Raw genomic sequence first — 23,702 nt, 5'->3', positions numbered from 1 at the left:
CCCCGGAACCCGGAAAGGAGTTCTGAGGATATTTTTGTTGTACATTAAGGATGGAACACAGAACTCGGCATCTATGTTTCAATGGGCATCAGGCCATCCTGAATTGTGCTTTTACTGCCCGGACAGCTACATAAGAATTCATATATTGATCAAATAATCCGCCGCCGTCTCCGTCTTCATAAAGGTCGGTAATAAGAAATCCGGCCTTTATCAGCCCTCCTATTTGTTCTGTCAGGCTATGGCTGAACAGAAGTGGTTCATGATTCTTAAGCATTTTCTGCTTCTTTTCCTCACTTAAGTCACGAAGGGAATGAAAAGGAAGTTTATATATGGTGGTAAGTGCCTGATCTTTGCTGAAATCCGGTTCAAACATAAAGTGCTCTTCTTTAACATAACCCATCATTAATATTCCGCCTGTTTTCAAAATACGGGCACATTCTTTCCATACCGGCAGAATGTTTTCAATATAACAATTTGATACAGGATTAAAAATGATATCGAAGGAATTATCATCAAAAGGCAGAGTCTTTTCCATGTCGCACAGTAATGTTGTTATGGAATAGCCTTCTCTTTTTGCTGCCAGTTTTTCGTTTTCCAGCTGTCTGGGAGATATATCTATAATAGTAACATCGGCACCGTGTGCGGCAAAAACAGGGCCCTGCTGTCCGCCGCCGCAGGCCAGGCCCAGAATCTTTTTTCCTTTAAGGGATGGAAACCAATTTTCCGGGACATATTTTGAAGAGGTTAGGGAAACCTGAAGAAGCCCCTCTTTTGCACGCAGATAATCTTCATGACTGATCATCTGAGTAAATTGTGCCCTGCCATCTTCCGAGCTGCCTTCTCCTATGACATCCCAGGCTTTTGCATTGTGTTCTGTGTAATTCATGGTTACCTCACTTTATAGGTGTGTTCTTAGAATTTGTGTACAGTTTATTTGATAAACCTTGTAAATGAACATTTTAATTGATAATCAATAGAATATATATTCTGTTTATGGTATGATTGAGTTATAGAATAACGGTTATATTGTGAATAACTATATTCAATATTAAGTATATCATAAAGGATATATAAGTAAAATGAATTTGCTGCACTCTGTATACGATTTTTACTTAAGCAGACAAAATCAGTAGTATTACTACCGGCAGATAAAAAAAAGCTTGTGGCGCTAGGACAGAAAGGAATAAGGAAATCTATAATTATATCTGTAAAAAAATTCACTGAAGAGATGGGAGTGAGATATATGCAGGCATGGGAAGAAAGAGTGAAGGATAGGGAAGAAGGCTTTGAGAATGGAGCAAGAGACAAAGCCTGTCAGACAGCCCATAATTTGTATGACAGAGGATTCTCGGCGGAGGATACATCCAAAATTGTGGAGGAAAGCCTGGAAACGGTAAGGCAATGGTATCAGGAATGGGCCGGTAAATAAGAGATAGGATTTATACGTTAAACCGAAGTTCTGCAATAGAAAATTGAAATGCCATAGTAAACTGAAATGAAAAAATTCCCTAATATATAAGGTTTATAATGGTTAAACAAGATTTCAACACTTCACCGCGTGAATACTGTAGGATCTTGACAGAAGAAAGTGGAAGTGCTATATTGAAAAAGCACACGAAGCGCGTCACACTGACTGAAGTCAGCATATAGAATTATTGTCCGATTATGTTTTTTACTTAAATTATTTGCAGTCATGTAGGCTGCTTGGTCTGTCAGAAGTACAGACTGAGCAGCTTTTTTATTGTTTCAGCCGTTAAGTGAAATATTATTTCATGGCTGCACACTTACTTGCAGTACATAAAAGGAGGGGTGCAATGACCATACAGGAAGTAAAAGATCGGTGGAGTCCCGGCATGAAAGATCCGCAGGCTGCCATCGACTGGTGGAACAGCAAGGCCGGCGCATTTGCGTCCAGAGACATACCAACAGCACAGAGCAGTCTGGCTATACGTCTGATCACAGAGAAGCAAATGATCGAACGTGGGCAGAGCTCGCTGGATGTCGGATGCGGAGGTGGTCGTTTTTCCTTTGCATTGGAGCAGCTGGGAGCCTGCGTCACAGGCATTGATTTTTCACCGCGAATGATCGAGGAATGTGAAAAGAGCAGGATCGCCCGTGCTTCTTCCGCCTGTTTCTGCGTTCAGGACTGGCAGAATATTGATTTACAGGCTCTTGGCTGGAAGAATAAGTTTGATTTGGTATTGGCGAACATGACTCCGGCGGTAGTTTCTGCCGATTCTTTTCTTAAATTATCGGAGGCAAGCCGGAATTGGTGCCTTATGGTAAAGCCGACCAGACGCAGTAATTCCATACTGGACAAGCTGAACAGTCTTCTTGAACTGGAGGCAGATACGAATTCCCTGGACGAGGCTCTTCTGTATGCATTTGAATTGCTGTGGCTTAACGGAAAAAAGCCAAAAATAGAGTATGAAGAGCAGCAGCGGGAAAACAGCTGGAAAACGGAGGATGCAGTTGAGGAATATACTTTAAGGATTTCGTCCTCCCATTCGCTGTCATCGTATCAAAAGGAACAGATTAAAGATTTTTTACATAGAGAAAGCATTGATAACGTTATAAAGGAAACAACACATACCACAATTGCAGCTGTTTACTGGCAGGTGTAGTTGGTAAATCATCGCAGGAGGGCCTGCAATCGAGGGAGGAATAAAATGAAAAAAATAGTATCTATGATAGTAGTATCCGTCATGGCCATGTCATTATGCGCCTGTACAGGCAAAGCAGATCAGTCCGCGTCTGCTGGCGGAAGCTCTGTACAGCAGAGTGAAGAATTCACGGAACAGCTCAGTACCGACAGTGCGGCAGAGTCGGAAGCAGAAAGTACGGAAGAGCCGGCAACTCGTATTATTACCGACAGTACAGGCCGTGATTTGGAAATTCCGTCCAGGGTCGAAAGCATTGTCTGTGTAGGTGTCGGCGCGTTAAGATACAGCTGTTATATGGATGCCGCCGGTTTGGTGGTTGGCGTAGAGGATTATGAAGTGAAGGAAGGAATGTCCAGGCTGTACAATTATGTGAATTTTGATAAGTTTAAAGACCTTCCGGTTACCGGAACCAATGGGGAACCCAATATTGAGGAAATCATCACCGCAGGCCCTCAGGTTATTGTAATGTCCTCCTATGCGAGCGCGGATGCGGACGATCTGCAGGAGAAATCCGGTATCCCTGTTGTGATGGTTTCCGGCAGTGATACGACTTTGGATGATAATGCTTATGAAACCATCCGTATTATGGGGGAGCTTTATGGAAAGGAAGATCGTGCGCAGGAGCTTACGGCATATCTGAAGGGGATTCAAAAGGATCTGGATGACCGTACAGCCGACATTCCCGAAGAGGACAAGCCCAGTGTCTATGTGGCGGGTGTTTCTTTTAAGGGCGCACATGGTTTTGAAGGAACGGAAGCTTATTATGGGCCTTTTGAGCTGATTCATGCGAACAATCTTGCAAACACAACGGATCAGACAGGGGCGTTTGATATTGATCTGGAACAGGTATTAACCTGGGATCCTGAAATTATTTTTCTTGATTTCAATGGAATGAGCCTGATTAATGAAGATTATGCAGATAATCCTGATTACTACCAGAATCTGACGGCTGTTAAGGAGGGTAAGGTATATTCTCAGATCTCTTTCCGCTCATCCGCTTCCAATCTGGAAACGGCTCTGGCGGATGCTTATTATGCGGCATGTATAATGTATCCGGAACAGTTCTCCGATATTGATCCGGTTGAAAAAGCGGGAGAAATTTTCACTGCATTGTTGGGGACTAACCCTTATGAAGATTTGAAGGAGGCCGGTTATGAATTCCGCCAAATTACAATCGGCGAATAAGCAGCCCAAAACCGTTTACCAGCAAAACCAGATAAAAAGTATCTGCTTTCTGGTGCTGATGGCTGTCATTTTGGTGCTCACAAGTCTTTTGGCGTTAAGGGCCGGTTCCTATGCTACGCCGCTTAACGAATTAATCAAGGGAATTTTCGGATTATCCGGGGATGATAAAATCAATCTTGTGGTTCGCAATAACAGACTGCCGCGGATCTGCACTGCAATTATCGCGGGTGCCGGGTTGGGGCTGGCCGGCTGTATTTTACAGGCTATTTTGCGGAATCCGCTGGCTTCCGCATCGACGCTTGGCGTTTCACAAGGAGCAAGCTTCGGCGCCGCGGTTGCGATTGTTGTCTTTGGTATGGGAAATACAATGGGGCTGGGCGTACCGGTGTGTGCTTTTGTGGGTTCCATTCTGGTGGCGCTGACCATTCTGGGGCTTTCCCGTTTCCGGAATATTTCTCCGGAAGGTATTGTCCTTTCAGGGGTTGCCATCAGCGCCATGTTTACCGGGGCGACTACGCTGATCCAATACTTTGCCGATGAAGTGCAGCTTGCTACGCTGGTGTACTGGACTTTTGGCAATTTGGGAAGCACGGGATGGGATGATCTCGGCGGAATGGGAATTGTTGTAGCAGCTTTAATTGTTTACTGCTGTTTTCACCGCTGGGATTACAATGCCCTCCTAAGCGGCAGTGAAACAGCTGTGAGTCTTGGAATAAATGTCCGCCGGCTGATTCTTGTGAATATGGTGCTGTGCTGCCTTACTACTTCGGTGATCGTAGCGAACGTAGGGCTTATCAGCTTTATCGGGCTGGTCGCGCCGCATATTGTCCGTATGGTGGTGGGGAATAATCATATATACGTCATCCCCGGATCCATTTTGACCGGCGCCACAATTCTGCTACTGAGTGATTTGTTTGCCAGAGTGGTCATCAGTCCGGTCATTCTGCCGATCGGAGCAATCACCTCATTCCTGGGAGGGCCTTTGTTCCTGTATCTTCTGTTTAAGGAGGGCAAACGGGAATGATAAGTGTGGAAAAAATCTGTTATCATTACCGGGGTTATCCGGATACGCTTCAGAATGTCAGCTTTCAGATGAATGGGGGAGAATTCCTTGCTGTCCTGGGCAATAACGGTGTGGGAAAAAGTACGCTGCTCAAATGTTTCAATCATATCCTTTCGGCGGATTCGGGGAAAGTGATGCTGGATGGAGAGGATCTTCTGGCCATGCCCATTCTGGAGGTGGCGAAAAGGGTTGCATTTGTTTCGCAGAATGTCCCGAGCACACAAATGACGGTACATGATGTGGTAATGCTGGGACGTAAGCCCTACATGCGCTGGGGGTTCACGGAGGCGGATCACGCTATTGTGCACGAGGTTATGGAGCGGCTGAACCTGGTGGGAGATATACAGGGACGTTTCCTGAATCAGCTCAGCGGAGGAGAACGGCAGAAGGTGATGCTGGCGAGGGCGCTTGCCCAGCAGCCAAAAGTGCTCCTGCTTGACGAGCCTACCAGCAGCCTGGATATCCGCAATCAATACCAGGTACTGCAGATAGTACGGGATATTTGCCATGCCGACGGCATTTCAGCTATCATAGTTATACATGATATCAATTTGGCTTTGCGTTTTTGTGATCGGTTTCTGCTGATGCGGAAGGGGCAGGTTTACAAATACGGGGACTTGTCGGTATTGGATTCGGAGGCGCTGAAGGCGGTTTATGACGTCAGCGCGAAGATTGTGGAAGTCGGCGGACATTATACGGTATTAGTGGATGATTAGGAGAGAATAAAATGGATAAGAAAGAATTGTGGGAAAAATGCGTTGCCTTTCACGGCCATGAATGCGGCGGCCTGACGATTGGCTATAAGGCGGCACTGTATGCGGCCGATTTGTTGGAACTGACTTTTTCATCTGATGAAGAGGTGGTGTGTATTTCGGAAAATGATGCCTGCGGGATTGATGCCATTCAGGTGATTCTTGGATGCAGCATTGGAAAGGGAACCCTTTTGTTTCACATGACCGGGAAGCAGGCCTTTTCCTTCTATAACAGGGCGGCAGGGAAATCCGTGCGTCTTGTACTGAAAAAGAAACCCGATTCCATGACTCGGGAAGAGTCTTTCGGGTATTATCAAAGCCTGGAGCCAAAAGATATGTTTGATGTGAAGGAGACAAAAATTACATTACCGGAACCGGCGCGGATTTTTGCTTCTTATGAATGTGACTGCTGCAAAGAGACCGCAGGTGCAAACTGGATCCGGCTTCTCGGGGATAAAAAGGTATGCATTGACTGTTATACGAAATACGATCGCTTTCATGTGTAAGCATCCTCACATTTATAATTTCACCGAACAAAAGGATAGGTAACTAAAAAAATCCCCTGATACTGATAAGGTATCCGGGGATTTTGCCTGTTTTGGGAATTCTGTAAGAAATAGGTTTTTAATTGTTATACCCGGCCGCCCTATCGTTTTCGTTTCTCAGCCCTCATAAATCCTACGGTGCAAAAAGGATTTTCTGGTCATTTTCCACTGCTCAGAACAGCTTTAATTAGACATATCTTATATAATTAAATAAAATGAGATAAAAATATTGACAAATTGCGCATGATTGCTATATAATTGAGTTAACCGGTTAACCAAAAGGTAAACCGGTTCAAAAAGAGATATGAAAATCAGGAGCCTTTTTAAAAATAAGGCCCAAGGGGAAGCATTTATGAAGGAAAAAGCAACGATCCGGGATGTGGCCGCCGCCGCAGGTGTGTCCGCGGCTACCGTGTCTTATGTACTCAACGGAAAGAAAAAAGTATCGGAACAGACGAAAAATGCAGTTCTTGATGTAATCCGCCAGATGGAATACGTTCCGGATTTGAATGCAAGGGGACTGTCCCTGAAGGACACGAAGCTGATCGGAGTTGTGGTTCCCCAGACAGAACCGGGAAGCACCCTGATGTTCCGAAACAATTTCTACAGTGAAATATTAGGGAGCATTGAATTCCATGCCAGGCAGAATGGCTATCATGTTCTGATATCTGCCACAGACGTGACGGAGGATTATCTGGATTTGATCAGGGAACGCAACCTGGACGGGGTCATCATTATAGGAACCTACCAGAATAAATTTTTAAGCCAGCTGAAGCAGCTGGATGTGCCGGTGGTCCTGGTAGACAGCTACTGTAAGTATGACTGGTTCCATGCGATCCGCATTGATGATGAAAAGAGCTCTTATCTGGCCACGAAATATGTGCTGGATGCAGGACACAGGAGAGTGGGGCTGGTTTCCGGTATCCTGCATGAAAATGGAGTCATGAAGAAGCGTTTCAGCGGGTATCAGAGAGCGCTGGCTGATTACGGAATTCCGTACCGGGAGGAATATCTGTTTGAAGGGAACGTAGATTATGACAGCGGCGTCAATATTGCGGAGCGGATTTCCCGCGAGAAGGTGGATGTTACCGCGGTGGTCGCTGCGGCCGATATTTTTGCAATCGGTCTGATGAAAGGGTTTTATGAGGAAGGGATCCGGGTGCCGGAGGATATTTCCATTATAGGATTTGACGACCTGGATATTTCCGCCTATCTCACTCCGGGGCTCACCACAATAAAGCAGCAGATTTCCCTGAAGGGAGAACGGGCAGTAAACATGCTGGTGCAGAATATGGCGGATCCCAACATGGCGAAGGTGGAAGAAATTCTTCCGGTACGGCTGGTGGAACGGGCCAGCGTAAAGCGTATCGATCCGGATAGGGAATAAACCGCTTTCCGGAAGAAACGGAAAAAGCCGGGAAAATGGAAACCAACAGGTAAATATACAGCAAATGATGGAGATGTGTGTATGGAAGAAAGGATAATGGGCTCGGCCCCCTGTATGTATCATGCAGCGCCGGAAAAGGGCGGGCAGGCCGTGCTTCGCAGGGAAAATGCCGGTGAGTCGGATATCCTGTACATTGACGTTCCCTATGCGGGCGCTTACGGTATGGGAGAAAAATATAACGGGCTGAATCAAAAAGGAAAAACTGCGGTAAACCAGGTGGTGGAAAAATTCTGCCGGCAGGGTGAGAACACGTATCTGGCAGCCCCGTTTTTTGTGACGGATACAGGATTGGGAATTTATGTGGAAACGGCGGAAAAAACAGAATTCCGTTTCCGGGAGACAATCGAATGTGAAATACCTGCCGAAGCGGCGGTACATGTATTTACGGGCACGATAGAAGAGATAATCGCCGCATATATGAAGATTTTCGGACCGGCGCTGCTTCCCCCAAAATACAGCTTTGGAATCTGGATTTCCGCGAACCACTGGAACAGCCGGAAGGCGGTGGAGGAGCAGCTGAGGGAGCTTGAGGAATACGGGTTCCCGGCCAGCGTGATGGTGCTGGAGGCGTGGAGCGATGAGGCCACATTTTATATCTGGAACGGTGCGGAATATGAGCCGAAGCCGGATGGAGGGGTACATACCTGTGAAGAGTTTGATTTTTCCAAAAGCCCTTACTGGCCGGATCCCGAATCCATGATCCGAAAACTGCATGAAAAGGATATCCGGCTGGTTCTCTGGCAGATTCCGGTCTATAAAAAGCAGGGAATGGACGAACGTGTCTGCAGACAGCTGGAGCTTGACAGGGAAAATGCGGTCCGGAAAGCGTTTTGTGTGAGAAAGGAAGACGGAAGCCCCTACCGGATTCCGGAAGGGAACTGGTTTGCCGGTTCCATGATACCTGATTTTACCAATCCGGAGACGAAAAAGGACTGGTTTGGCAAACGGCAGTATCTGCTGGATATGGGGGTAGACGGATTTAAAACGGACGGCGGGGAGTTTATCTATGAAAGCGATCTGCTGTTTTCCGGCGGCATGACCGGTGCGGAGGCTAAAAATAATTATGCACAGACTTATACAGGCGCGTATACCCAATTCCTGAAAGAAGAAAATGTACTTTTTTCCAGAGCGGGATTTGCAGGAGCCCACAGAACACCCATACACTGGGGAGGCGACCAGCAGTCGGAAAACGGGGAGCTGTACAGTGTCCTTCAGGCAGGATTGTCGGCGGCCATGACGGGTATCCCTTTCTGGAGCTTTGATATCGCCGGGTTTGCCGGGCCTCTGCCTTCGCCTGATTTGTACCGGCGTGCGACACAGCTTGCCTGCTTTGTGCCGGTGATGCAGTGGCATTCGGAGCCGGACGGGGGACAGTTTAAAGAGCTGATGCCGGGGATGGACGGAAATAATGAGCGAAGTCCCTGGAATATAGCAAAGGCCTGGAATTATCCTGCATTCATCGATGAAATGAGGTTCTGGCACAGGCTCAGGATAAATCTTCTTCCCTATCTGTACAGTACGGCGCTTCAGTGCTGCAGGGAGTACCGGCCGATGATGAGGCCTCTTGTTTATGACTGGCAGCAGGATCCGGAGGCGGTAAGGGCGGAAGACGAATATATGCTTGGAAACAGCCTGCTGGCGGCCCCGCTGCTGCAGGAAAATCAGAGAATAAGGAGCCTGTGGCTTCCGGAAGGCAGCTGGTACGGATTATTTTCCCGTAAAAAGTATGAGGGCGGAAGACATATAGAATCGGATGGCGAAGAACGGTTCCCTGTTTACTTAAGAGCTGGTCACGGGCTTGCATTAAAGGGCCCTGCGAGGGAAGGCCTGGATGCCGATACCGGAAATGGAACAGGAAAATGTGAGGATCTGCATTTCCTTCTGGCAGGGGAGACAGGCGCCGAGAGATTTTGGGATGAGGAACATGAGGCAAGGATCCGGTGGAATAAAACAAAAGTGGAGCTGGAGGGCACGGAAGGCCTGCATATCACATGGGAGTTTGTCACCGGATAGGGTAATTCAATTTTTTTTTGAGAGGTTAACCGGTTAAACAAAAAATATATGCTTTCGGGCAAAAATGATTTGCGCCAAATAATGCGCAGAAGGGAGAAAAAAATGAAAAAAGGAAACCTGAAAAAATTACTGGCGGTTATGATGAGTGCGGCGATGGTCGCATCAATGGCAGGGTGCGGTTCGTCTGCAGCCGCAACGGAAAGCCAGGCGCCTCAGGAAACAGCTTCAAAAGCGGGGGAAACAGGGACAGCGGCAGCGGAAACCGTGGATATTTCCGCACAGGGGGATAACCAAGAGGCGGTGACCATCACCTATGCCAATTTTAATGCCTCCGGGAGCAATGAGGAAACACTTCAGAAGATGTATGAAGCTTTTCATGAGGAATATCCCAATATCACGGTAAATATCGAAACCATTGGCTATGATGATTATTTTACCCAGATGCAGACCCGTGTGGCCGGCGGGACGGCTCCGGACTGTTATGAGCTGAATATTGAAAACTTCGCGGCTTATGCCAATAAAGGCGCGCTGGCCGAGTTGACCGGCATCGATACCTCCGGTTATGATGAAACGGCGCTGAGTGCATTCAACGTGGACGGCAAACAGTACGGTGTACCCGGAAACTTTTCCAATGTAGTATTGATTTATAATAAGGATCTGTTTGATCAGGCTCAGATTGAATATCCTAACGACGACTGGACCTGGGATGATGCGCTGAAAGCGGCGGGAGCGATCAGGGCGCTGGATGAAAATACATACGGCATTTACCAGCCCATTACCTTCAATGAATTCTTTAAGGTAGCCGCGCAGTACGGCGGAAGCATTTTAAATGAAGATAAGACAGCTTTTACCATCAATTCCCCGGAAAACCTGACAGCGGCGGAAATGATGATCAATAAGGTGACGGAGACGAATGTACAGCCGAACGAGGAGCAGATGGGCGGCATGGGCGACTGGGATTTGTTCCAGAGCGGGCGTCTCGGCATGATTCCTACCGGAATCTGGGCATTTGCAACCTTTACCGACGGCTGTGACTTCGCATGGGACATCTGTGTGGAACCCGGCGGAACACAGAAAGCGACCCATTTCTTCAGCAACGCCCTTGTAGTGAATGCGAAGAGTGACAAAAAAGAAGCGGCTGCAACCTGGATCAACTGGCTTGCATCCAGCGATAAATCCGCACAGATGAGAATTGATGCAGGCTGGGATCTTCCTGCTGTTAATAACCAGGAAGTGCTTTCAGGATATCTTGCCATCACGCCTCCCGAGAACCGTCAGGCCGTATTTGATTCCCTGAATTATCTGGTGGTAGCTCCTATTATTGAAGATTATTCTCTGATGGCCGATATTATAACGGATAAGCTCACTATGGCAGCCTCCGGGAAAATAACAGTGAAGGATGCGCTGGATCAGGCTCAGAGCGAATGTGAAGCACAGATTACCCTTAAGTAAAAAATAGTCTCAGCTAAAAGCAAGTAAAATGTGCGGCGGCGTCAGCGGTTCAGGTATGTCTGAACCGCTGCAGGCAGTCTGACGGTCCGGCAGAGGACAGGGTGCAAAAAGGCCGCCGCAGCCAAAAAAGTGCAGGGAAAGCCCTGCGGTGGGGATAAACTATTATGAAGAAAAAAAGAAGGATTAAGGATCTTCTGCAGTCGGTTCCTTTCATGCTTCCCAGCTTTGTGGGCATGATAGTGTTCAGCCTGCTTCCCATTCTTATTTCCATTATTATCAGCCTGACCGACTGGAACGGGCTGGATGCGCTGAACTGGAAAACCCTGTCCGGACATTTTATCGGCATTGACAATTATATAAAAATCCTGACTACGGCAGAGTTCTGGAAGGTTCTGGGGCATACGCTGTATTATATCGTCCTTTACATTCCTCTCGTTTTTGTGGCGGCCCTTGGAGTCGCTGTTATCTTAAACAAAAGCATGAAGGGAATCACTGTGTTCCGTATCATGTATTATATCCCGGTTCTGACCTCCTGGGTTGCGGCGAGCCTGATTTGGAAATGGGTGTTAAGCCCTCAGTACGGGATCTTTAACCAGCTTCTTTCGTTTGTCGGCATTAAGGGACCGAGCTGGCTTACGAGTGAAGTGTGGGCCATGCCGGCTATTGTGCTGGCTTCGGTATGGAAGGACATGGGATTTTTCGGACTGTTTCTGCTCTCCGGGCTGAAAGCGATTGATGTAGGGTACTATGAAGCGGCGAGAGTGGACGGCGCAGGAAAAAGCAAGCAGTTTTTCAGGATAACCCTTCCGCTTCTGACACCATCTATCTTTTTCTGCCTGATTATGTCCCTGATCAATGCCTTCCAGCTTTTCCCTCAGGTTATGATCATGACGGAAGGCGGGCCGAACGGGGCGACCCAGGTTATGGTGGAACGGATTTATACATATGGCTTTAAGTACTTTAAGATGGGCTATGCATCGGCATATTCCTGGCTTTTGTTCATCATTATTTTTATCCTGACCGGCGTGCAGATGAAGCTGCAGAAAGGATGGGTGCATTATGAATCATAAATTCTGGCGGGCTTTCCGCTTTTACCTGATATCCTGCCTGCTTGCGGTGATCGTGATGGTTCCCTTTTTGTGGATGCTTTCCACTTCCCTGAAAAGCAAGGGCGCCCTGATGGAAATCCCGATCCGTTGGATCCCGGAAAATCCCACGATGGATGCCTACCGGAAGGTGTTTTCAAAATTCCCGTTTCTCAGGGCTATTTTCAACAGCTTCTTCATCACCACAAGCTATACGCTCATTACCATTTTGTCGGCCTCCATGGCGGCGTTTGCCTTTACCAAAATCCGGTTTCCCGGAGCGGACGGCCTGCTGAAGCTGTATCTGGCCTCCATGATGATACCGACCCAGGTGACGCTGATCCCGCTGTTTGTGATCATGAATAAGCTCGGCCTGATCAATACCTACCCCAGTGTGATTCTGCCGTCTCTTTTCCGGGTATTCGGTATTTTTATGCTGGTGCAGCAAATGCGATCCATACCCAATGATTTTATGGAAGCGGCCCGGATCGACGGCGCGGGGATGTTCCGGATCTTCCGGGTGGTCATTCTTCCCCTGTGCGGCTCTTCCATCGCCACACTGACCATAACCACTTTCATGGAAAGCTGGAACGATTATCTGTGGCCTCTGCTGATGCTGACGGATAAAAATAAGATGACGCTGACGCTGGCGCTTAACAATCTGAACGGCCAATATGGGACAGAGTATAATGTGCTTATGGCGGGCAGCCTGATTTCCATGCTTCCCATCATCATCGTTTATGCCTGCGCTCAGAAAAATTTCAAACAGGGCGTGATGGCAGGCGGAATCAAAGGCTGATAAAGGAGATTTTTATGATAAAAAGATATGTGTTCGGTACACCGCTTGAGACAGACGCTGTCCTGAATAAACCGGCGGCATGCCGGGATAAGCCCCCTTATCTGGGGAAATGTGAGAATGCCCTTATATATAAAATGGACGAAGAGGATATCGTGTACGGCCTGGGAGAAAATGTGCGCGGCATGAATAAGCGGGGCTGGATCTATGAGAGCAATTGTACGGATGATCCTGTCCATCTGGAAGAAACCAAATCCCTTTATGGGGCGCATAATTTCATCCTTGTTTCCGGGGAAAAGCAGTTCGGCCTGTTTCTTGATACGCCGGGCAAGGTGGTTTTTGATATCGGATATACGAACAGCAGCCAGCTGAAAATTACCCTGGAGGACGGGGATTATGAGCTGTATATCATTGACGGGGGCACGCCTGATGACATCATAACCTGGTTCCGGGAACTGATTGGCCCGAGCTATCTTCCGCCTAAATGGGCTTTTGGATTCGGGCAGAGCCGGTGGAGCTATGCATCTTCGGAGGAAGTGAGGCAGGTTGCCGCCCGGTACCGGGAAAACCATATTCCCCTGGACAGCATTTACCTTGACATCGATTATATGGAACGGTACAAGGACTTCACCATCGACAGGGAGGCCTTTCCCGATTTTGAGCAGCTTGTTGAGGATATGAAACAGCAGGGAATTCATCTGGTTCCCATTATCGACGGCGGCGTCAAGATAGAGGATGGCTATGAGGTCTATGAAGAAGGGGTAAAAAACGGATTTTTCTGCAAGGATGAGGGCGGAGACGATTTCGTGGTGGGAGTATGGCCCGGCAAATGCCATTTTCCTGATATGCTGGACGAGAAAGCACGGGCCTGGTTTGGGGATAAGTATAAATTCCTGCTGGACAAGGGAATCGAAGGCTTCTGGAACGATATGAATGAACCGGCTATCTTCTATTCCGAAAAACGTCTGAAGAAGGTATTCGAAAAGCTGGAAGAATACCGTAAGATGAACCTCGATGTGAATACCTTTTTTGAATTCCAGGATCTGGTTTCCACCATTTCCAAGAATCCGGAGGATTACAGAAGCTTTTACCATACCTATAAGGGAAAAAGGATCCGCCATGATAAGGTACATAACCTGTTCGGCTATTTTATGACCCGTTCCGCAGGGGAGGCTTTTGAACGGCTGGAGCCGGATAAAAGGATTCTGATGTTTTCCAGGGCTTCCTATATAGGAATGCACCGGTACGGCGGCATATGGACGGGGGATAATAAATCCTGGTGGTCCCATATCCTGTTAAACCTGAAAATGATGCCTTCCCTGAATATGTGCGGATTTTTGTATTCAGGGGCCGATATCGGGGGCTTTGGTGCAGATGCCACGCAGGATCTGGTGCTGAGATGGATGGCGCTCGGTATCTTTATGCCTTTGATGAGGGATCATTCCGCCAGAGGGACCCGCAGGCAGGAGGCCTATGCTTTTGAGGATATAGAAGCCTTCCGCGGGATTATCGGGCTGCGTTACCGGCTCCTTCCCTATCTCTACAGCGAATTTATGAAAGCGGCGCTGAAAAATGAAATGTACGCAAGGCCTCTCGGCTTTGTCTGGCCGGAGGATCGGATCGCGCGCCGGGTGGAGGATCAGCTTCTGATAGGGGAGAGTATTATGATAGCCCCGGTATGTGAACAGAATGCCGTGGGCAGGACGGTATATCTGCCTGAAGAAATGAAGCTTCTGCGTTTTCACGGGCAGGAGGTGACGGAGGAAAGAGTGCTGCCTGCCGGTCATCATTTCCTGGAAATCCCGCTGGAAGAGGTGGTTCTGTTCATCCGGAAAGGCTGCCTTCTTCCGCTGGCTTCAGGAGGAGAAAACGTGGAGCAGGTGGACTGGAACCAGCTGAAGCTTTATGGCTTTGCAGAGAAAGGCGATTCCTATGAGCTATATGATGATGACGGCGTCAGCCCTCATGTAATCCTGGAGGAAAACCTGAGAAAGATTGTATTGAAATAAAAGGATGGTAAAAATACCGGGTTATGGCGGACTCATGTCCACCGCGCCCGGTATTTTGGTGTTTTTAGTTGCCTGCCGGAAAATTAGTTGTTATAGTAAGAGGAAAGTAAGCGGAGGTGACAACCATGGAAAATCAGGAAAAGAAGCATAAACGCCGTGTCCGTTATTCCGGCGCCTATCCTAAGAGCTATAAAGAAAAATATAAAGAACTTAATCCGGAAAAATACGCGGATACCGTATCACGGGTCATACAAAAGGGAAGCACGCCTGCGGGGATGCATATTTCCATCTGTGTCAGTGAAATCCTGGAATTTCTTCAGATTAAGCCGGGGCAGACAGGCCTGGATGCCACCCTGGGTTACGGCGGGCATACCCAGGAAATGCTGAAATGCCTGGATTCCCGGGGGCATCTGTATGCACTGGACGTGGATCCGATAGAATCCGCCAAAACAAAGGAGAGGCTTGAAAAGCTGGGCTTCGGAGAGGACATCCTTTCGATCCGGCTGCAGAATTTTGCCGATATCGACCGGGTGTCGGAGGAGGCGGGGCTGTTTGATTTCGTGCTGGCGGATCTGGGGGTTTCTTCGATGCAGATAGATAATCCGGACAGAGGCTTTTCTTATAAAACAGAAGGGCCGCTGGATTTGCGGATGAACCCGGAAAAGGGGATCAGCGCCGCAGAGAGGCTTAAGAATATCACGCAGGAGGAGCTGCAGGGCATGCTGCTTGAAAATGCCGATGAGCCTTATGCCGGAGAGATTTCCAGGGAGGCGGTTACCAGGCTGAAGAGGGGAAAAACCATTGATACCACAGGGGAGCTGCGCCAGGTAATAGAGGATGCTCTCGCTTTTCTTCCGGCTGCGGAGCGCAGGGAGGCGGTCAAGAAGTCCTGTCAGAGAACCTTCCAGGCATTGAGAATCGATGTGAATAACGAATTTGAGGCGCTGTATTCCTTTATGGAAAAGCTGCCCCAGGTGTTGGCGCCTGATGGCCGTGTGGCTATTCTGACCTTTCATTCCGGAGAAGACCGTATTGTGAAGAAAAGCTTTAAGCAGTTTTATAAAGAAGGACTTTACCGTGAGATTTCCAATGAGGTCATCCGGCCTTCCGCAGAGGAATGCAGCAGAAACAGCCGCGCCCGTTCCACGAAGATGCGATGGGCGATCCGGGCGGAGGAATAGCTCCTTCCGCCCTGAGGATGTCTTAAGAGGCATTTCCGCCGATGGATAAAATACGGTCCGCCATCGCTTTGACATAGTCACTGTTACTGACTATGACTGCGGCACCATTGTCGCGCCGCATTCGTTCTCTGAGGGTTTCTATGATCTTTCGTTCTGTTTTCCCGTCCAGGGCGCTTGTGGCATCGTCCAGCAGATACAGGCGGGGGTGGATAAGCAGCATGCGGGCCAGCAGGATCCGCTGCTTCTGGCCGCCGGAAAGCATAATTCCGTTTTCGCCCGCCAAGGTGTTCAGACCATTCGGCATATGCATTACTTCTTCTGCAATACAGCAGTCATTCAGCGCTTCCAGGCAGGCCTCATCGGAAAAATCTCTTCCGAGAGTGAGGTTTTCACGGATGGTGGCGTTGAGCAGATGGGAGTTCTGCAGGCAGACTGCCGCGTTGGGCAGCTGAAACAGGGAAAAGGGATCTTCTGTTTTTTCTCCGTTCCACAGGAGTTCTCCGATGGTGCCAGGGACAATGCCAAGGAGGGCATGAAGCACGCTTGATTTTCCTGAAGCTACAGGGCCGGTCAGGACAAGGATTTCCCCGGCGCGAAGGGTGAAATCCACATTCCGGATTCCTCTGCCGTCCTCATAGATGCAGGACAGAGCCTTTACGTCCAGCTGCCGGAAGGGCTCCGCAGGCCGGGCGGAAAAGGCAGGCGGAAGGTCTGCCTTTTCTTTCGAAGTGAGAATGCTTTTTTGTGCTCCTGCCAAAATCAGATTTCCTGTCTGCCCCAGAACAGCTGTATTTTTTTCTCCTGCCGATTCCCTGATCCGCTGCCAGGAAACCTCGGCCTTCTTTGTTTCCGTATACAATTCTATTATGCGGAGGATACAGTCATTCAGCGTATCCAGATAACAGATGAAAATAGAAAAGTCGCCCAGCGGGAACCTGCCCGCACGCATGAGTCCCGCGACGCCTGCCATCATGGCGGCGACACAGATGACGGAGGCGATATCCACTGCGGCATTCACCCCGGACTGGAACAGCGTATCCTTTACCTGTGTTTTGGTCCGCTGCTCCAAAACGGAATCGTATCTTCGCAGGACGGATTTTTTCCCGCCCATGGTTTTAATGGACAGAACAGCCGTGGTGATATCGGACAGCGTATCTGAGGCAAAATCGTGCATGGCCCTGTTTTTCTTCCGGCTTTCGCCTATTTTTCCCGACAGCTTTTTTATGAGGAAAAGACACAGGGATAAGGGAAGGAAGATAAAAAGGGTTATTTTCCAGTTGACAAGCAGAAGGGAACCGATGGCAGCTAAAGTATAAACCACATATCCGGTCACTTCCGTCAGGAGTTCCACAGGGAATGTGGCGGCAGGTACATCGTCGTCCAGCCGTTCGAAGACCTTTCCGGAATTGACGGCTTTTTCCTTAATATAATCGTTTTTCAGGAGTCCTTTGAAAAACTGCAGGCGGAGGCTGTCCTGATAATAATAGTTCCGAAGGACATCCGTATAGGCGGAGCCTTTGATGCACAGGCAGCGTAAGACTCCGTTCACAGCCATGATCAGGAAGCAGGGCCAGATCACGGACAGGATCCCCTGCCCCCGGATATTTTCCTGCAGACTGTTCAGAATCCAGCGTAAGCAGCTGATGTTCACGGCGGCATAACAGAAAATATATATATTGAGAAAGATACTGAACAGGGTGAGCCAAGGCCGTATCTTAATGTTTCTCAGGAAGAAGTCCCTGTAGCTGTTTTTATTCATAAAGAAATTCCTCCTTTCTCATCCCCTGCCGTAAGTGCTTTATAGTAAAGGGAACCGGGATTGTTCATAAGGCGGCGCGTTTCGCCCTCTTCCACGAGGATGCCGCCGTCCAGCACAAGAATTTTATTCACCATCCGCAGTGCCTCCGGATGATGGGCGATCATGAGGACAGTCCTTTCACCGCTCAGCCGTTTTATGGCGTTCATCAGCTCCTTTTCCTTCTTTTTATCCAGGCTGGAAGTGATTTCATCCAGAATGATAACCTGGGGATGACGGAGAAAAAGACGGATGATGCTTACAAACTGGGCCTCACCGGCAGATATACTGCCTTCTGCAGAAGAAAAAGAGGTATCCAGGCCCCTTTCAAAGCCTTCCAGCCAGAGCTCCAGCCCCAGGGCGTTTATGGCTTTATAAATATCCTCATCCCTGATATCAGGATCGAATAAAGTGATATTATCGCGTAAGGATGCGTGCAGAAGCTGGGGCTTCTGGGGACAGTAAAGAATCTCTTCCCTCAGCTCTTTCAGACTGTAGCTGTCAAGCTCCAGGCCGTTTATGAAGATACTGCCGGCCGGACAGCTGTAAAGCCTTGCCAGGAGCTTCACCAGCGTGGTTTTGCCGCATCCGGTTTCCCCCATGATTCCCATGAGATCCCCTTTATGTATGGTAAAACTGATTCCCCGGAGGATTTCCGTTCCCTCCTGGTAACTGAAATGAAGGTTTCTTACTTCCAGGGAAGAGAAATCCTTCAGGGAAGCCGCGGGGGTATTTTCATCCTGTGCAGGATAAGGGACGGCCTGTGCAGAGGGAGTACAATTACCGTTGTGTTCTTCAGGGATGCCGTTTTCGGCAGGTTCCTTCAGAAAGGCTTCCACACGCTTTTTCCTGGCGGAAGCATTCTGCAGGCCTCCCAGATGATTGCGGAAGGACTGGAGGGGAGCATAAATTAAATCTACATAATTGTAGAACAGATAGGCGGTACCCAGGGAAATCATTCCTTTGTCCCATAACAAGGAGGCTATGAGCAGGGTGCCTCCCACGCTGATCACTTCCATCACCGTAGATGCCCTCCAAAGCCTGCCGTACATCTGGCCGGCGGGAAGGGATTCCCGGAATTTTTCATGCATGGCTTTTTTCAGGGAAACCAGCGCATGTCTTTCGGCGCCTGCCAGATGGATTTCCACAAGATTGTCCAGCTTATCCTTCAGGATGCCGTTAAAGACGGCGGCGGCCTGGCTGCTTTTCAGATAGCATTTGGTGCCGAAATCGGAAATGACTTTGTAAATCCATATGCTGAACAGGCTTACTGCGAGCATTAAGAGGGCTGTCAGACGGTTTTTCATGGCGACAGAAAGAATGACTCCGACGAGAAGAAGGACGCTGGTTCCGATCCGAAGGAATAATATCTGATAATATTCGTATACACCTTCCACATCCTCGTCCAGCCGCGTCATGATTTCACCGCTGCTGAAGGTATCATGCTTGTTCATGGGGAGATCAATGAAATGTTCCAGCATCTGGTGCCTTATCCGATTGGTGATTCTTCCGCCGAGCCTGCAGGAGATAAATTCTTCACAGAGGCCGGCCCCTTTCTGGGCGGCTACCGTAAACAGATAACCTGCGATGATCAGGGTTATGGCTGTCATGGGCGCATTGGTTTCCGCCCTGTCGATAAAAGCGCTCAGAAACCTGGGCACCAGAATCTGCAGGCCTGTATTTGCCAGTATGACGGCGCTCAGAAGAAGCACCGTTCTTTTGTTGTTTTTTAAGATATCCATATTTTCTATCCTGTAATTTTTTTGTAATGGGGTTCCTTCCTGCCATGCCTGAGGCCATGGAGGAAAAGGGATAAGAACAGTTACCTGTGAAGTTAATGATTATTCCGGAATCCCCGGAAGGATTACGGCAGTCCTGTAAAGCTATAATAACGGGTCCGTGGGATAAGAGACAAGGGAGAGAACAATTATAATTTTTTTTGACATAATTCCATATATGGTACCGTTCATACCTTTCCTGAAAACTTTATAATAAAAATAGTAATTATTTCTATTATTGTTATTGACAATCAGAAAAAGAAGGGATATACTGGAAACATCAAAGGAAATGACCTGTGAATTACCTGGCCGGCGGGTAAGGATCAGGAACTGGAAAAGGCTTTATAGTAGAAAGGACACAGGATGAGCAAGCATAATTTTACGGATATCAGGGTTCCCATAGAACCGGATAATCCGTCTATATGCAGGGATGAGGCCAAGTGCATCAAATGCGGCCAATGTAAAAAGGTATGTACGGAAAGCATCGGGGTAGCGGGACGCTATGACCTGAGCCTTACGGGTGATAATGCTATCTGTATCCATTGCGGACAGTGTGCCAATGTCTGTCCTGCCGGAAGCATTACAGAAAGATATGAGTATGAACGCGTCAGGAAAGCCGCGGCCAATCCGGACCGCATTGTTATTTTCAGTACTTCCCCCTCCGTCCGTGCGGCGCTGGGAGAGGAATTCGGGATGGCGGACGGAAGCTTTGTCCAGGGTAAGATGGTGGCGCTGCTGAGAAAGCTGGGTGCCGATTACGTTCTGGATACCAATTTTGCAGCAGATATGACGATTATGGAGGAAGCCGGCGAACTGGTAGAACGGCTGACCAAAGGGACCGCGCCTCTTCCTCAGTTTACCAGCTGCTGTCCCGCCTGGGTGAAATACGTGGAGACCTATTATCCTGAAATGAGGGATAATGTATCTTCCGCCAAGAGCCCTATCGGGATGCAGGGGCCTACCATAAAGACTTATTTTGCAAAGAAAATGGGGATTGATCCCAAACGTATCGTAAATGTGGCGCTCACTCCATGCACGGCTAAGAAATTCGAAATCCGCAGGGAAGAGATGAATGCCGCAGGGCGATATCTGGGAATAGAAGGGATGCGGGATATGGATTACTGCATCACTACAAGAGAGCTGGCCAAATGGGCGAGGGAAGAGGGAATCGACTTCGCGGGGCTGGCGGACGAGGATTACGACGACCTGATGGGAGAAGGCTCCGGCGCCGGTGTGATTTTCGGGAATACCGGAGGGGTTATGGAAGCCGCGGTACGGACAGCGTACCATATGGTTACCGGAGAAGAAGCCCCGCCTCTGCTGTATGAGCTGCAGTCCGTGAGAGGGCTTGACGGAGTAAAGGAAGCCTTTGTCTATATCAATGACGATGTGATTCTTAAGCTGGCGGTGGTTTATGGTACCGCCAATGCTGGCCGCCTGCTGGAAAAGATCAAAAACGGAGAGAAGCAGTATCATTTCGTGGAAGTGATGACCTGCCCCGGAGGCTGTATCGGAGGCGGAGGCCAGCCTAAGGATACGGAATGGAAGGGAGATACCCTGATAAAGGCCCGTATCCAAAGCCTTTACGAGAGAGACCGGCAGATGAAGATACGCTGCAGCCATCAGAATGAAGAGCTCATAAGGCTGTACGAGGAGTTCTACGGAAGGCCCCTGAGCCATCTTGCAGAGCAGATGCTGCATACTTTTTATGTGGACAGAAGCGCTGATTTAGGAGTAAAATAAAAGTATCTGGCAGTTACGGACAAAAAATTTTATCAAAAGAAAAGGAGAATATGTTATGGCTGATTTAAAAGGATCCAAAACAGAAAAGAATCTGGAAACCGCATTTGCAGGAGAATCAATGGCGAGGAATAAGTATACATACTTTGCATCCAAGGCCAGGAAAGACGGCTATGTACAGATTGCCAATATTTTTGAGGAAACAGCAAACAATGAAAAAGAGCATGCAAAAATGTGGTTCAAGCTTCTGAATGACGGTATCGGCTCCACCGCAGAATGTCTGCTGGCAGCAGCGGAAGGCGAGAATTACGAATGGACCGATATGTACGCTAATTTCGCAAAGGAAGCCAAAGAAGAAGGCTTTACTGAGATCGCCAGATTATTCGAAGGCGTTGCCAAGGTTGAAAAAGAGCATGAGGATAGATACAGAAAGCTTCTTGCAAACGTGGAAGGAGATATGGTATTCTCCAAGGACGGCGATGTGGTTTGGCAGTGTTCCAACTGCGGACATATCTGCATAGGCAAGAAAGCTCCTGAAGTCTGCCCTGTATGCGCACATCCCCAGGCATACTTCCAGGTGAAAGCTGAGAACTATTAATAAGCCGGTTTTACAGCAGCCTGGTGGAAAAAATTAAAGAACAGCTGAATATCCGCAGTTCCCTGTTGACGGGGACTGCGGATATTTTTTGGAAAGATTTCTTTCCGGCAAGCGGTATCCGGACAGACTGCCTATTTGAAAATAACCTGTACAAGAAACATATACAGGACAGTCCCTCCGCCGATGCTCAGCAGCATATTATGCTTCCACTTATGTACGCAGAGAACGAAGGCCGCCGCGAGAAGTTCAGGGATTCCATGGGAACCCTTCAGGATGGAAACGGATTTGAAGCAATAGACTACCAGCATGGCCATGGCTGCAAAAGGCAGGACCGTGCCCAGGTAATTAACAATTTCCGGTGTCTTTTTCCCCGCCGGAAAGAACAGAAAGGGGAGCGCCCGGGTCAGGATGGTAACGAGAGCGATAACCAAAAGTGTGATTAGTATTTGTAAGCTTGTCATAGGGACCTCTCTTTTGTGCATTGTTTTCTGAAAAGTATAAGGAATACAAGAATACCGGCCATGGAAAAAAGAAGGAAATTATCATGGCCTGCCGTAATCAGGCACAGGAACGTAATAACCAGTCCTGCAAGCGCCGGGATATGATTGGAGGTACTTTCCCATTGCTCCAGGAAAATAACCAGAAACAGAGCCGTCATGGCGAAATCAATTCCCGTGGAATCCAGGGGAAAAATATTTCCCACCAGAACACCTGCCAGGGTGCCAATCACCCAGTAGCTTTGATCGAGAAGGGCTATAAAGAAAAGAAAATACTTCCGTTCAACGCCTTCCGGCGGTTTTGCCGAACATTCCAGGGAATAGGTTTCATCGCTTAAGGAGAATATCATATAAGGTTTAAGCTTTCCCATAATTTTAAAAGGTTCCAGCATGGAGAGCCCATAAAAAAGATGGCGGGCATTCACCATAAGAGTTACCAGAGCCGCAGACAGCGGAGCAAAAGGGGTGAGAAGCAGTTCAATCGCTACAAACTGCATGGAACCGGCGTATACAAACAGGCTCATGAACAACGCCCATCCATAAAAAATCCCCTTACTGGTGAGAAGAATACCAAAAGCCATACCCAGAAAAAGATATCCCATCATAACCGGCAGGGTATAAGGAAACGCCGCCTTAAGAGCTTTTCTTTTCATTAGTCCGAACCTCCTAATTTATGTAAAAAGTTTGCATTCCGTCAGCCGTCCTGCGTTCCATCGCGATACTGATGGTTTACCGAAACTTATTATATCCGTATCCGAACATGTTTGCAATCATCCTTTTATATTACGTCATCCTTTTATGCCGCAGCTCAGCCTTCCGCTTCATAGCCCCGCCCTCCCCGCCCGCCGTTTTTCCCCACCCGCCCTCCAGATGCCAGCCCCCTCCGGATCGGATTCTGTCCCCTGCAAAGGCCTTCTAAAAACGCCGGTCCTTAGATTGCGTCCTGTGCAATCTTAGTACCGCTGCGTTTTTGGCAGAGTGAAAGCGAGTGCGAGCACTCACTAGCGTGCCTGCGCAGGGGACAGAATCCGATCCGGAGGAGGAAGCATCTGGCAGGGCGGGTGGGGAAAAACGGCGGGCGGGGAGGGCGGGGCTATGAAACA

The 23,702-nt window shown here is 48.5% G+C and carries 20 protein-coding genes; 15 read left to right on the top strand and 5 right to left on the bottom strand.

The genetic code is table 11. From position 1 onward, the window contains the following. Positions 1 to 88: 88 nt before the first annotated feature. Complete coding sequence (locus BLA28_RS05455; RefSeq protein ID WP_069156351.1) at positions 89 to 886, bottom strand: class I SAM-dependent methyltransferase; 798 nt, start codon at positions 884 to 886, stop codon at positions 89 to 91. 357 nt (positions 887 to 1,243) lie between these two features. On the opposite strand from BLA28_RS05455, the gene BLA28_RS05450 reads away from it, so the two are divergent. From BLA28_RS05450 to rsmH, 13 genes are all read left to right on the top strand, one after another. Then, positions 1,244 to 1,429, top strand: coding sequence for a hypothetical protein (locus BLA28_RS05450; RefSeq protein ID WP_169897188.1), 186 nt, complete (start codon positions 1,244 to 1,246; stop codon positions 1,427 to 1,429). A gap of 385 nt (positions 1,430 to 1,814) precedes the next feature. Further along, on the top strand, positions 1,815 to 2,624 hold the full coding sequence (locus BLA28_RS05445) for a class I SAM-dependent methyltransferase (protein WP_069156349.1): 810 nt from the start codon (positions 1,815 to 1,817) through the stop codon (positions 2,622 to 2,624). Positions 2,625 to 2,669: 45 nt separating this feature from the next. Further along, positions 2,670 to 3,848 carry an iron ABC transporter substrate-binding protein gene (locus tag BLA28_RS05440; RefSeq protein WP_069156348.1) on the top strand — a complete coding sequence of 393 codons (1,179 nt, stop codon included), beginning with the start codon at positions 2,670 to 2,672 and terminating at the stop codon, positions 3,846 to 3,848. Further along, complete coding sequence (locus BLA28_RS05435; protein ID WP_069151591.1) at positions 3,817 to 4,872, top strand: FecCD family ABC transporter permease; 1,056 nt, start codon at positions 3,817 to 3,819, stop codon at positions 4,870 to 4,872. Before BLA28_RS05440 ends, BLA28_RS05435 begins: the two co-directional genes overlap by 32 nt. After that, positions 4,869 to 5,627: an ABC transporter ATP-binding protein gene (locus BLA28_RS05430; protein WP_069156347.1), complete on the top strand. Its 759-nt coding sequence runs from the start codon at positions 4,869 to 4,871 to the stop codon at positions 5,625 to 5,627. The genes BLA28_RS05435 and BLA28_RS05430 overlap by 4 nt, the downstream gene beginning before the upstream one ends. Before the next feature lie 11 nt (positions 5,628 to 5,638). Further along, entirely contained in the window at positions 5,639 to 6,169 is a 531-nt protein-coding gene (locus BLA28_RS05425) for an FmdE family protein (RefSeq protein WP_069156346.1), read from the top strand. Between the two features lie 391 nt (positions 6,170 to 6,560). Further along, complete coding sequence (locus BLA28_RS05420; RefSeq protein ID WP_069156640.1) at positions 6,561 to 7,595, top strand: LacI family DNA-binding transcriptional regulator; 1,035 nt, start codon at positions 6,561 to 6,563, stop codon at positions 7,593 to 7,595. An 81-nt stretch (positions 7,596 to 7,676) separates the two neighbouring features. After that, positions 7,677 to 9,668 (top strand): glycoside hydrolase family 31 protein, encoded by a 1,992-nt coding sequence (locus BLA28_RS05415; protein WP_069156345.1) that lies wholly within the window; start codon positions 7,677 to 7,679, stop codon positions 9,666 to 9,668. A gap of 102 nt (positions 9,669 to 9,770) precedes the next feature. Beyond that, the gene (locus tag BLA28_RS05410; RefSeq protein ID WP_069156639.1) at positions 9,771 to 11,120 is read left to right on the top strand and encodes an ABC transporter substrate-binding protein; all 1,350 of its coding nucleotides are present in this window, start codon (positions 9,771 to 9,773) and stop codon (positions 11,118 to 11,120) included. 164 nt (positions 11,121 to 11,284) lie between these two features. Next, positions 11,285 to 12,190 (top strand): carbohydrate ABC transporter permease, encoded by a 906-nt coding sequence (locus tag BLA28_RS05405; RefSeq protein ID WP_069156344.1) that lies wholly within the window; start codon positions 11,285 to 11,287, stop codon positions 12,188 to 12,190. Next, the gene (locus tag BLA28_RS05400) at positions 12,180 to 13,004 is read left to right on the top strand and encodes a carbohydrate ABC transporter permease (protein WP_009256014.1); all 825 of its coding nucleotides are present in this window, start codon (positions 12,180 to 12,182) and stop codon (positions 13,002 to 13,004) included. Before BLA28_RS05405 ends, BLA28_RS05400 begins: the two co-directional genes overlap by 11 nt. A 14-nt stretch (positions 13,005 to 13,018) precedes the next feature. After that, positions 13,019 to 15,010, top strand: a complete 1,992-nt coding sequence (locus BLA28_RS05395; protein ID WP_069156343.1) for a glycoside hydrolase family 31 protein — start codon at positions 13,019 to 13,021, stop codon at positions 15,008 to 15,010. A 125-nt stretch (positions 15,011 to 15,135) separates the two neighbouring features. Continuing rightward, entirely contained in the window at positions 15,136 to 16,191 is a 1,056-nt protein-coding gene (rsmH, locus tag BLA28_RS05390; RefSeq protein ID WP_069156342.1) for a 16S rRNA (cytosine(1402)-N(4))-methyltransferase RsmH, read from the top strand. A 22-nt stretch (positions 16,192 to 16,213) separates the two neighbouring features. On the opposite strand, the gene BLA28_RS05385 is transcribed toward rsmH, so the two are convergent. Then, the gene (locus BLA28_RS05385) at positions 16,214 to 17,950 is read right to left on the bottom strand and encodes an ATP-binding cassette domain-containing protein (protein ID WP_069156341.1); all 1,737 of its coding nucleotides are present in this window, start codon (positions 17,948 to 17,950) and stop codon (positions 16,214 to 16,216) included. After that, positions 17,947 to 19,728, bottom strand: a complete 1,782-nt coding sequence (locus BLA28_RS05380) for an ABC transporter ATP-binding protein (RefSeq protein WP_069156340.1) — start codon at positions 19,726 to 19,728, stop codon at positions 17,947 to 17,949. The genes BLA28_RS05385 and BLA28_RS05380 overlap by 4 nt, the downstream gene beginning before the upstream one ends. A gap of 399 nt (positions 19,729 to 20,127) precedes the next feature. Between BLA28_RS05380 and BLA28_RS05375 the strand changes: the two genes are divergently transcribed. Together BLA28_RS05375 and rbr are read left to right on the top strand one after the other, a co-directional pair. Further along, positions 20,128 to 21,507, top strand: coding sequence for a [FeFe] hydrogenase, group A (locus BLA28_RS05375; RefSeq protein WP_009256008.1), 1,380 nt, complete (start codon positions 20,128 to 20,130; stop codon positions 21,505 to 21,507). Between the two features lie 55 nt (positions 21,508 to 21,562). Continuing rightward, positions 21,563 to 22,102 carry a rubrerythrin gene (rbr, locus tag BLA28_RS05370; RefSeq protein WP_009256007.1) on the top strand — a complete coding sequence of 180 codons (540 nt, stop codon included), beginning with the start codon at positions 21,563 to 21,565 and terminating at the stop codon, positions 22,100 to 22,102. A gap of 131 nt (positions 22,103 to 22,233) precedes the next feature. On the opposite strand, the gene BLA28_RS05365 is transcribed toward rbr, so the two are convergent. Beyond that, the gene (locus BLA28_RS05365) at positions 22,234 to 22,563 is read right to left on the bottom strand and encodes a branched-chain amino acid transporter permease (RefSeq protein ID WP_081329869.1); all 330 of its coding nucleotides are present in this window, start codon (positions 22,561 to 22,563) and stop codon (positions 22,234 to 22,236) included. Next, positions 22,560 to 23,252 (bottom strand): AzlC family ABC transporter permease, encoded by a 693-nt coding sequence (locus BLA28_RS05360; RefSeq protein WP_069156338.1) that lies wholly within the window; start codon positions 23,250 to 23,252, stop codon positions 22,560 to 22,562. Before BLA28_RS05360 ends, BLA28_RS05365 begins: the two co-directional genes overlap by 4 nt. Positions 23,253 to 23,702 lie beyond the last annotated feature (450 nt).

The organism is Eisenbergiella tayi (genome assembly GCF_001881565.1).
GTDB lineage: Bacteria > Bacillota > Clostridia > Lachnospirales > Lachnospiraceae > Eisenbergiella > Eisenbergiella tayi.
Note: the sequence above shows the minus strand (reverse complement) of the source record. Positions and strands in the feature narration are given on the sequence as shown.